The following is a 10,145-nucleotide window of genomic DNA, read 5'->3' on the forward strand; positions in this document are numbered from 1 at the left end:
TAAGAATAAAAAACACTGGAAAAGCCCTGAAAACGGTACTTTCAGCAACTGCATTTAAAAAAGTTCAAAAAAAGTGGTTGCAAAAAATAAATAATAATGCTAGAATAAGACTTGTAAACGAGATGACAACAAATTGTATCAACCAAAGCGTTTCATCAAAGCTTGAATTTGATGAATTTCCCTTTAACTTTAAAAGATGCTCTCTGAGTATCTTTTTTATTTTTTGTTTTTGTGAATAAAATGCAACACCCTTTTGATCAACTGCTTTTAATTATCACTTTTTAATCTTCTTATTCTAGTGGTTTAAGTATATAGCAGAAATATTTATTTGAGTAGCTAAAAATACAAAAGTAAGATTTTTTTGAAAAAAGTAGGCTTTTCCTTAATTAGATGTACTGGCTCAAATAGTCGGCATATTTCTTTTTAAAGGCTTTCGCTCTTTTCTGGGCCAGAGGGATATTTGTTTTTGAGGTTAGGAATATTTTATTGCCTTTAATGTTTTTAATTTTGGTCAAATTGACGAGATAGCTCCGGTGGCAGATTTCGAGTCCCAGATTTTGATAACGCTCATAAACCTGCTTGATGCTCTCATCAATGGTAAAGACCTCCTGGTCTGTCACCACAAAATTGATCCGGTCATCGGACTTTATATAAAATACCTGATCGTTTTGAAGCATTTTTATGCCGTCCACTGTTTTAAACAGCATGTTTGGCTGTCTGAGGTTATACGGGGCATCTTGCCTGTAATCAAAAAAGGCGGTCAATTCTTTGTGAAGCTTACTGTATGTTACTGGTTTTTCGATGTATCCAAAGGGACGTGTTACGGCAAACGCTCTCAGACAGCCATTGTAATAATCGGCGTCAACCAGATAGATGATTTCTGTTGTTTTGTCGTTCTCCCTGAATTTTTCCATTATTTTTGCTTCTTTTTTCCGGTTTTTTTCAATGTCGAAAAAGATAATGTCATAGCTACCGGAAGTGCTCTCTGTTATCTGTCTTTTATCCTGATACCAAAAGCTCAGATAGGTTTTATCCATTGCTTCCAGACATTGTCTGGCTATTTGCCCGAGCTCCTGCAGTATTTTAGAATCTCTTTCGTAAAATGCAATTCGAATCACGCCTCTCATCCTTTTTAAAATATATTTTTGCTGCTTATTCTTTTAACCATCAGATTACAGCCATATAAAAAAGAACCCTATCCATAAAACTTAAACTTTTAAGAAGTTTCATAGCAACATAAGGTTCCTATTCTCATTGCTCTGACAATGCCCTGTTTGGCAGCTGATTCTATTTTATAAAACTTTCGGCAGTATTTCCCGGTATTCCTCAAGAAAGACAAATCCATCCTTCATGGTATTTTTCAGGGTGTCGTTGCTGATATCAAGAAGCCGGAACATGTGGTAAACAATTGCTTTCACCAGCTTTTTGGATTTGAAGGGCAGCTCCCGCTCGTAATAACGGATAAAAATTTCTTTTTGAGCGCCGTAAAACGCCAGAGTGTAAACTTCCATATCCTCTTCGGTATAGCTTTTATTAAAGTATTCCAACACGGAACGGTTAAACAGCTTTAAAACCATCATCCGTTTCTTTTTATTACAGTCACGCCGTGTAATTTCATAATAAAATTTCATAACATGCGGGTCCTCCACAATGCCAGCATAAAAGAGGATCATCGCGGTACAATATTTGACATACTGCATCTTTGCTTTTTCTGAGTTTTCTCCGACAAAGTCATACAGCTGCATGAAGTAGGTGTTAATGATCTCATCGACAATGTCTTCTTTCTTGTTAAAATAGTAGGTGAGGGTTCCAAGGCCTACCTCTGAGTTATTTGCAATGTCTACCATGCCTGTATTGTTATAACCCTGGGTGTAAAACAACTCTTTTGCCTGGCTCATGATATTCTTCTGCGTCTGTATCCCTTTTTTAGTCCGCTCTTTTTTTCTTTGCGGTACTTCACATTCGAGTTTTAACTCCATATTTGTCAACTCCTTTTTTCTTGCGCTGCTACCAAAAAAAACCTTCTCTGATTCAGAGAAGGAAAAACAAAGCATTAAATACTTTTTATTTGTCTTATCACTCTAAATCGGAGCTTTAAGAACTTATCACTGTGCTGGTCTTCTGGCTTTACAATATCATCCTTGTCCCCTTCCCGCTATGCTGGCAGTGGTTACTGGACAGGCTTTTTGTATTACAGCTGCGATTACAGCAAGGGCATCTCACCCTTTTCCCATAACACAGGATAGATTCTATATTTAATTGTTTTCATCATAGCTTTTTTGATGGTTTTTGTCAAGATTTACCAGGAATTTCTACTGAATATAATTGACCTTATAATCGTATATCTTGCAATAGCGGTCTATCCTAGATCCCTCATAGCAATGCACCGTCACGTCGTTCCGGTTAAAGAGCCACTCGCCCACTTCTTCGGGATCGTGTTTTATCTCGACATCCTTTAAATTGGGACATCCGTGAAAGGCCCATTTACCAATAACTTTTACTGTTTCTGGTATCTTGAGGGCTGTCAGCTTTTTACATTTTAGAAATCCGGATTCGTCGATCACCTCCAAACCCACTGGCAGATCAAGCTGCTGAAAGCTGCAGTTTACAAAGGCTTCCTTGCCGATATATTTTAAGTTTTCTGAAAATCGGATGGATTCTAAGCTTTTACACATGTAGAAGGTCCTGAAGGGTAGCTTTTCGATGGCAGTGGGAATCTCAATATGTGTGAGTTTATCGCAGTTGTAAAAGGCGTTTTCTCCAATTTTGGTAAGTTGTTTTGGCAGTTCTATCCTTTCCAGCCCACGGCAAAATTTGAAGGTGCGGTCTTTTATGGCCTTTACTCCCTCTGGAATCACAAGAGCCTGTATTCTTCGGCATTCCATAAAAGCGGCTTCTCCCAAAAGCTTGAGGCCGGAAGGCAGGTTGATGGACGAAAGCATGGTGCATCCTTCAAAGGCATGACCGCATATTTCCTTAACAGAACCGGCTACTTTAACTCTTTGCAACTTGGTCAGATTTTTAAACGCATTGACGCTGATCCGCTCAACACCTTCAGGAATGTCAGCGTACTTCACTGTTGCCTTTGGCAGATTCTTTTTTGAAAAGGCCTCTATCCTTTTTGCACTCTCACTCATTTTTACCTCCAAAATTCTCCATTTAAAATAAGTTCATTTATCGTACGAAAAACGCCGCTATATAACTATAACTAATTGCACCTTCATTAAAATGATTTTATTTCAATTTTATAGATATCATGCTTTTTCTATACCTATAGTTTCTATATTTATTCAAATGCATTTTTTATACTTTTGAAGCTATAAAATCCAACAACAGAACCTATTGTAGTCCATTTTTACGATTTTGTCAAATAATCAAAAAGCTTTTAAGGATATTCATATTTTTTACCTTATATTTATCGCAGCGCACAGGTAATATACATATAGGGGGCATGTGTATATCTATATCTAATATTTTTTCTAAAAATTCAACTTTACGCTATTGACATTACAAAAAAGGGTGCTATAATTAGAAATGTAGTCGGTTCTCCGGCACATTTTTAATGATTTCCATCATAATCGATGGTTTAAGCAGAATTGGGTGAAAATCCCAAACGGTCCCGCCACTGTAAGACGTATGTCAAGTCAGGATGCTGATCATTAAAACTGTATTACATTTGGTTACGAGGAGATAACTAAGTGTTTGGACGAAATCACAGGATTTTATTTTATTTCGTACTTTCACCGCTTATCTGCCCGGTAAGCGGTTTTTTTATACTTTTTTAGTTTATTGAATCACAGCCAATGTAAAAATTCATTTATCGAGGAGGTAAAAATGACAAAGAATCAAAGAAGGTTTGTCACACTGCTTGGCGCCTGGGCGCTTGTATTTGGGATTGTACCCGCCGCAAACGCAATGCACATTATGGAAGGTTATCTTCCTGTGGGGTACTGCATTGCCTGGGGAGTTATCTGTCTGCCCTTTTTAGCTGCTGGTTTTTTCTCGATCAAAAAAACCCTGACGGGCAACAGAAGATCCATTACACTTCTGGCCATGGCCGGCGCATTCATTTTCGTTATTTCTTCACTGAAGATTCCATCTGTAACGGGCAGCTGTTCACACATGACAGGTACGGGGCTTGGCGCGATTTTATTTGAACCAAGTGCGGTTAGTATTTTAGGCATTATTGTATTATTATTCCAGGCCATTCTGCTGGCTCACGGTGGTTTGACTACCCTTGGCGCTAACACTTTTTCAATGGCAATTGCCGGTCCGTTTGTATCTTTTGGAATTTATAAGCTCTGTCAGAAGATCAAGGTTAACCGCAAGGTCGGCATTTTCCTGGCCGCTGCTCTTGGGGATTTATTTACCTACTGTGTTACCAGCATTCAACTGGCGATGGCTTACCCGTCCGAGCAGGGCGGCGTGGCAGCTTCTGCTGTTAAATTCCTGGGGGTTTTTGCTCCCACGCAGCTGCCGCTTGCCATTATCGAAGGGATTTTAACGGTTATTATCGTTATCGCATTGGAAACCTACGCAAGCCCGGAACTCAAGTCCATTGGCTTCTTAGCATCGGAGGAAGTGTAAAATGAGCAAAAATAAAAAAACGGTTATCATTCTTCTTGTTATTGTTGCTTTATTGGTGGTTGTACCGCTTTTTGCCCTTCAGGGCGCTGAATTTGGCGGTTCTGACGATGCGGGCAGCACCATGATCGAGGAAATTCAGGGAGGTGAATATGAACCCTGGTTTACTCCTGTTCTTGAAACGCTGATCAACGGGGAACTGCCTGGCGAAGTTGAATCTCTGATTTTCTGCCTTCAGACTGGTATCGGCGTTGGTATTCTGGCTTTCTTTATGGGCCGAATGGTGGAACGCAAGAAACTGGGGAAAGAAGAAGCTGAGCTATAGTACTGACAAGAATACAAAAAATAAAACACGCCTAAACAGCGTGTTTTATTTTTTTAAATTATCCCCCTATATAAATAGGAAGACTTTTTTATCTATTGAACGTCTGATTGACTATTCTTCTTTTTTCGTTTTAAAAATTAAACATACCAGCATGGCGATTACTGTCATCCAACACAGCACTGTTATGGCTAATGCAGGCTTATTCAGATATAAGGCTGGACGAGCAAGAAAATACAGCATAACAGCGACGAGCAACGCGGTTACCAAAATAATAAGGTAGATACGTACATTTTTAAGATTATACTTATCACGTTTATACTCAAAGCAAATAAATGTGAGCCAGGCAAAAAGGCTTAAAAACAAAGCGACTCTGCCCCAGAATAAAAAAGTATGAAGCCAATTGATCACCTCAGTTTGCGATCCGCTGTAAAGGTAAGTGTCGATTCCTTTTAATACAAAATAGCCGATAAAAAATAACATCAGTTTAATATGGTTATCCACTCTTCTTTTCATGGCACAGACTCCATTCCATTTTTAAAATTTTAATCTTTATTTCCTGATCTTACTGTTTGAAAAAACCTGCAAAAGTGAGATCAGAATACCAATCCATCCAACTGTTTTGACAAAGGTAAAAAATGCCCGGTACGGACTGTAGAGCGGTACAAAGCACTGGATCAAAACGACTGCGCAGCCAAGTCCAGTGGCGATTATCAGATAATTTTTCACTTTTTTTAAATCGTAGTATCCTTTATAGGTTGACAGAATATAATAAGCAAAAGCGGCAATCATCACCAACAGCCCACAGACCTGTATAATGCCAAAGGTATAAGCGATACCGCTGAGCTGTTCAGGGGCCAGGAAGTGGCTCCCGTTTCGCTGGAGCCAGATGCTGAAGAGATTGATAGAAAGCGCCAGCAATGCCATGGCCAAAATAATATAACGCATGCCTTTATCTTTTTTCTTATCCATGTTTTTACCTCTCCTTCGTTCTTCATAACGGACAATATTTTAAAAAACGGCAACAAAAATCAAACTTTTCTCTGTAAATAGCGTATAATAAAAATCAAGGAGGAATCCTATGGAACTAAACGCTGTTTTTACTTACATTGAAATGCACCTGAATGAAGACCTCACGCTCGATGTGCTAGCCCGACATTTTGGGTATTCAAAATACTATTTTTTACGTTCCTTTCACAGGGAAACAGATACAACGCCATCGGATTACATCCGCAGGCGCAGACTGGCAAGTGCCGCATCCCTGTTAAGACATACCGACTACCCTATTTTAAGAATTGCCTTTGAGCTTTGTTTTGAATCTCAGGAAGCGTTTACACGTTCATTTAAAAAAATTTATGGATTACCACCAGGAAAATACCGCCTCCTGATGAAAGATTTAACGAAAGGATACAAAATTATGAGCGAAACAAACCCTTTTGAAGCGTGGACCCTCACAGGCAGTGCCCCGGAAAAATACCAGCTGATGTCCGATGACAGGATCTTTAACGCCGGGACCCAGTCAGCGCGCCTAAACTCGGGCACTGAAAAGATAAATGCTGGTGATTTTTGTGCCATCGCCCAGCTTTTCAGCGCCAGATATTATATTGGAAAACGCGTTCGCCTTTCCGGCTATTTAAAAACACTTTCTGTGGACGGCTATGCGGGGCTTTGGCTGAGAATAGACACCCCCTTAGGCACCGCTGCCTTTGATAACATGCATAATCGACCGGTTAATGGCACATCCAGCTGGTGCCGTTATACCTGTGTGCTCGATGTTCCCCTGGAAAGCACTTCCATTGCAATCGGCGCGCTGCTTTGCGGCAGCGGTACGCTCTGGATTGACCAGCTCCAGTTTGAGGTGGTTGATCCAAGCGTCCCACTGACCGTTCCAAGCCAGTCTGAACACCTTCCCGGTCATCCTGAAAATCTTAATTTTCAGGAAGGGTAACATTTTAATTTTTAGCGATACTTTGGTAAAAGGTCACTTCATCTCCTAACACTCCGCCCATTTTCGTAAGGGTCAATGTGTCATCTTGCTTGCTGATATGCCAGTTTCCGCTTTCTGTCAGAGCCATAGCCCGTTCAGAAAGCGGTGCTTCGGTATCCGGCATTAGCTGAAGATTCAAGTTCCACTCAGTTCTTTCAATGTTAAGGGACTCACCTTCTAAAATGTTGTAGATGCCGCCAACTGTCTCCGGATTTCCTTGTTCATCATTATAGATAAGAATAAAGGAACTATCTTCTCTGAAATGAAAGGTTTCGCGTGCGTTTTCCCGCGTCGTCCAGAAGCCTCTTATCCATTTTGCAGCAGCCACTGCTTTGGTCGGGTGGCGTAGATCATAAGATTGCTCTGCAGTCTCCTTTATTCTGAAATACCAGGTATCTATTTTGCTGCACCGCAAAGCATCGCCGCTAAAAGACCAGTCGTCATTGCTAAAGCTTGTTTTGGCATGTTCCATGGTATAGTCCTGCTCCTTGCCTCTAAGCCGTATGCTATAATTTTCCGGTCCCTCCCACGTTCCGTCTGTCAATTCGTCGGAGGTATAGGTACCATCCTCTGCAATGACCAAGGGCAAATCCGGGTTCTGATCGCTGTACCAGGTGCCTACATAGTCTTCCGGACTTTGCCCAACCGTGAACGCTAATAAAAACAGCAATATCATTAACCATATTGTGCTCGACCGAATCTTTTTCATCTCGATTCCTCCCTGTTCTCAGGCAATGAATGCTCTCAGCAGATGGCTTTTTAATTATTCTTCAACATACTCTCTTTCATAACCGAACTGATCACAGTATTCATCCACCTTTGAGCCCTTTATACACTGAAACGTGGTGCTCCGGTTAGTCAGCCATTCTCCCATGAACTCCGGATCATGAAGGATCTTGATGGTCTTGAGCCGGTTACAGCCATGAAATACCCAGTCATCAATGTATGTAATATTTTCGGGAATGGTCACATGCGTCAGATGCCGGCATCTGAAAAAGGATTTTATGCCAATACTCTCGATATTTGGCGGAATATTTAATGTCTCTATGGCTAAGTCGATAAAGGTTTCATCCAAAATGTGTCGCAGCCCTCTTGGCAGCTCAAGATTTTTCAAGCTCTTGCAGCGGATAAAAGCGCCCTCCTGAATCTCAACCAATTTGTCCGGGAACTGGATTTTACTGAGCATTTCACAGTTGTAAAAAGCCTTTCTGCCAATGTATACCATATTTTCTGGCAATACCGCTTTGGAGAGCTTTTTGCAATCCTTGAAGGTTTTCTCCTCGATCCGTGTCACGTTTTCTGGGATGACAATCTCTCTCAAACTAGTACAGCCGCTAAAGGCCGCCGTTCCGATAGATACGAGGGTTTCGGGCAGAACAACCCGCCTGAGCGCTGTACAGCCCATAAAAGCCTCTTCACCAATGGCTGTAACGCCTTCCGGTATTACTATCTCCGCAGCATAAGTTTTGTTTTTAAAGGTCCTTACCCCTATCCGCGTAAAATGCTCTGATTCTGGAATAAACACTTTTTTATTCTGGCGGTAAGCATATGCCTCATTGCGCCCAAACTCTTTATGCGGGTAGCCTTTAAGTCTGTTTTTTGGCAAATCTTTATTTTGTTCCGCCTGCACGCGCCCTGCCTTTTCCCGCTGCACCCTGTCAATCTGTTTTTGCTGGCAGTGCTCTTTTTCTTCCACACTGCTTTTAAAAATAATATCCGGTACTTTTCTCCTTTTTTTTACCCCTAATACTTCGTCGCTCATCTCTTTACCTTCTCTTATCCTTTTTTCTTTTTTACCGCTGTATCAATCCATATTTCTTTTTAATCCGTTCCAACTTTTCAATCAAGGGCTTAGATGCCACCAACAGGAAAAACACCGTTGCACCTGCATGAATCAGATTAAAGGGCGCGCCCGAAATATAAAAGGGCAGCAACACTTTCCACGATAAAGATGGCTGAAACATAAACACTGATGCTGTATCCATAATGATCCCATAGATAAAAAACGTTGATAGAAACCCAAACACACACAAGGGCATCTTTGTTGTCCGCAATAGTCCTTTTCTGAACAAGATTCCCGCTAAAAACCCTATAATGCCAAAGGCAAACATCTGCCATGGCGTCCAGGGCCCCTGTCCAAAGAAAAAGTTTGAGACAAATCCTGTGACCGCGCCCACCAGAAATCCTGATTCTGCGCCAAAGCAGACGCCCGTAATAATGACAACTGCCACCACAGGCTTAAACTGCGGCAGCATGAAAAACGCTGCCCGGCCAGCCACAGCAATGGCCGACAAAACCGCCAGAATAACCAACTCCCTGGCCTGGGGCTTCCGCCCTTCAAAAACCATAACAAAGGGAACAATGGTATAAACAATGATCATCATGCTGATAAAGTAATACTTGCGGTCCCCCATAAACTGTATGCCAAACCAGATGGTTAAAGGAATCATGACAACAATCATAAAAATCGCCGCCCAGGTCCGTTTACTTAACCGGTGGTGTGCCGGCGGCGCCGCGGGCATATCCTGAAACGCCTCATCGTCCTCTTCCTCTGTCTCCCAGATGTCTACCGCTTCTGGACGAACGGACTGTTTTTTTTCGATCGTCACCGATTCTTGTTTTCCAACAAGAAAGTCATCTAAAAACTGGTTTAAAAGTTTATCTGACAGCAAGAGATCACATCCTTTACAGTAATGGCGTTGTTAAACAAATGCCTCGACAGCCGGTTGGCCGAGGTGGTATAAAAGCTGTTGCCTGAGAAAAAAGCTCGGGGTGTGTTGCTTGTCACAATGTTACCCTCAAAAAACAGTCCGCACCGGTCTGCATACAGCGCACAAAACTCAACATCATGCGAAACCATGACAATGGTCACGCCATGCTCCTGGAGCTTTTTAAGAATATCGCCGAGTTCCCGTTTAAAATGGTTATCCAGTCCCTTGGTCGGCTCATCCATTAGGAGGATGCGCGGCCGCAGCAGCATGATCTTTGCCAGCGCCAGGCGCTGCTGCTCACCGCCGGACAAGTCATAGGGATGCTGAGACATCAGGTGGTCAATGTGTACCAGCTGTGCCATGCCCTCAACGGCTGTCCTTTTCTTCATATCACTGTCATACTCGGCGTTTTTCTTTTCTTTTGAACCGCCGATCATCTCGTATAAGTCCAGCTCTACGGTCTTTTTGACAAACAGGCTCTGCGGATTTTGGGGAGAGTTTGTGTCAAAAGTCCACCTAAATCCCCAAAATCGTGGTATAA

The 10,145-nt window shown here is 41.8% G+C and carries 12 protein-coding genes and 2 riboswitches; of the genes, 3 read left to right on the plus strand and 9 right to left on the minus strand.

What is annotated here, in order from left to right; all coding sequences use genetic code 11:
• Positions 1 to 386: 386 nt before the first annotated feature.
• From DW091_RS19525 to DW091_RS19535, 3 genes are all read right to left on the minus strand, one after another.
• Positions 387 to 1,118: a LytTR family DNA-binding domain-containing protein gene (locus DW091_RS19525; RefSeq protein WP_158577953.1), complete on the minus strand. Its 732-nt coding sequence runs from the start codon at positions 1,116 to 1,118 to the stop codon at positions 387 to 389.
• Positions 1,119 to 1,292: 174 nt separating this feature from the next.
• Positions 1,293 to 1,979: a TetR/AcrR family transcriptional regulator gene (locus DW091_RS19530; RefSeq protein ID WP_158577954.1), complete on the minus strand. Its 687-nt coding sequence runs from the start codon at positions 1,977 to 1,979 to the stop codon at positions 1,293 to 1,295.
• A gap of 114 nt (positions 1,980 to 2,093) precedes the next feature.
• Positions 2,094 to 2,256, minus strand: a riboswitch (cobalamin riboswitch).
• Between the two features lie 56 nt (positions 2,257 to 2,312).
• Complete coding sequence (locus tag DW091_RS19535; RefSeq protein ID WP_118519071.1) at positions 2,313 to 3,137, minus strand: leucine-rich repeat domain-containing protein; 825 nt, start codon at positions 3,135 to 3,137, stop codon at positions 2,313 to 2,315.
• Positions 3,138 to 3,546: 409 nt separating this feature from the next.
• Positions 3,547 to 3,676, plus strand: a riboswitch (cobalamin riboswitch).
• Positions 3,677 to 3,834: 158 nt separating this feature from the next.
• Between DW091_RS19535 and DW091_RS19540 the strand changes: the two genes are divergently transcribed.
• A complete protein-coding gene (locus tag DW091_RS19540; RefSeq protein ID WP_118519072.1) occupies positions 3,835 to 4,587 on the plus strand; it encodes an energy-coupling factor ABC transporter permease in 753 nt (250 codons plus the stop codon).
• A gap of 1 nt (position 4,588) precedes the next feature.
• Entirely contained in the window at positions 4,589 to 4,909 is a 321-nt protein-coding gene (locus DW091_RS19545; protein WP_118519073.1) for an energy-coupling factor ABC transporter substrate-binding protein, read from the plus strand.
• A gap of 111 nt (positions 4,910 to 5,020) precedes the next feature.
• On the opposite strand, the gene DW091_RS19550 is transcribed toward DW091_RS19545, so the two are convergent.
• Positions 5,021 to 5,422, minus strand: a complete 402-nt coding sequence (locus DW091_RS19550; protein ID WP_118519074.1) for a hypothetical protein — start codon at positions 5,420 to 5,422, stop codon at positions 5,021 to 5,023.
• A gap of 36 nt (positions 5,423 to 5,458) precedes the next feature.
• Positions 5,459 to 5,878 carry a hypothetical protein gene (locus tag DW091_RS19555; RefSeq protein ID WP_118519075.1) on the minus strand — a complete coding sequence of 140 codons (420 nt, stop codon included), beginning with the start codon at positions 5,876 to 5,878 and terminating at the stop codon, positions 5,459 to 5,461.
• 109 nt (positions 5,879 to 5,987) lie between these two features.
• On the opposite strand from DW091_RS19555, the gene DW091_RS19560 reads away from it, so the two are divergent.
• Positions 5,988 to 6,854 carry an AraC family transcriptional regulator gene (locus DW091_RS19560; RefSeq protein ID WP_118519076.1) on the plus strand — a complete coding sequence of 289 codons (867 nt, stop codon included), beginning with the start codon at positions 5,988 to 5,990 and terminating at the stop codon, positions 6,852 to 6,854.
• Between the two features lie 4 nt (positions 6,855 to 6,858).
• Here DW091_RS19560 and DW091_RS19565 read toward each other — a convergent pair whose 3' ends face one another.
• The 4 genes from DW091_RS19565 to DW091_RS19580 all read right to left on the minus strand — a co-directional run.
• Positions 6,859 to 7,602: a hypothetical protein gene (locus DW091_RS19565; RefSeq protein WP_118519077.1), complete on the minus strand. Its 744-nt coding sequence runs from the start codon at positions 7,600 to 7,602 to the stop codon at positions 6,859 to 6,861.
• Between the two features lie 54 nt (positions 7,603 to 7,656).
• Entirely contained in the window at positions 7,657 to 8,655 is a 999-nt protein-coding gene (locus tag DW091_RS19570; protein WP_118519078.1) for a leucine-rich repeat domain-containing protein, read from the minus strand.
• A gap of 31 nt (positions 8,656 to 8,686) precedes the next feature.
• A complete protein-coding gene (locus DW091_RS19575; RefSeq protein WP_224168853.1) occupies positions 8,687 to 9,565 on the minus strand; it encodes an ECF transporter S component in 879 nt (292 codons plus the stop codon).
• Positions 9,544 to 10,145 (minus strand): ABC transporter ATP-binding protein (locus tag DW091_RS19580; protein ID WP_147365315.1); only part of this gene is annotated, 602 nt, incomplete at its 5' end. The genes DW091_RS19580 and DW091_RS19575, both read right to left, overlap by 22 nt.

The organism is Eubacterium sp. AM05-23 (genome assembly GCF_003477535.1).
GTDB lineage: Bacteria > Bacillota > Clostridia > Eubacteriales > Eubacteriaceae > Eubacterium > Eubacterium maltosivorans.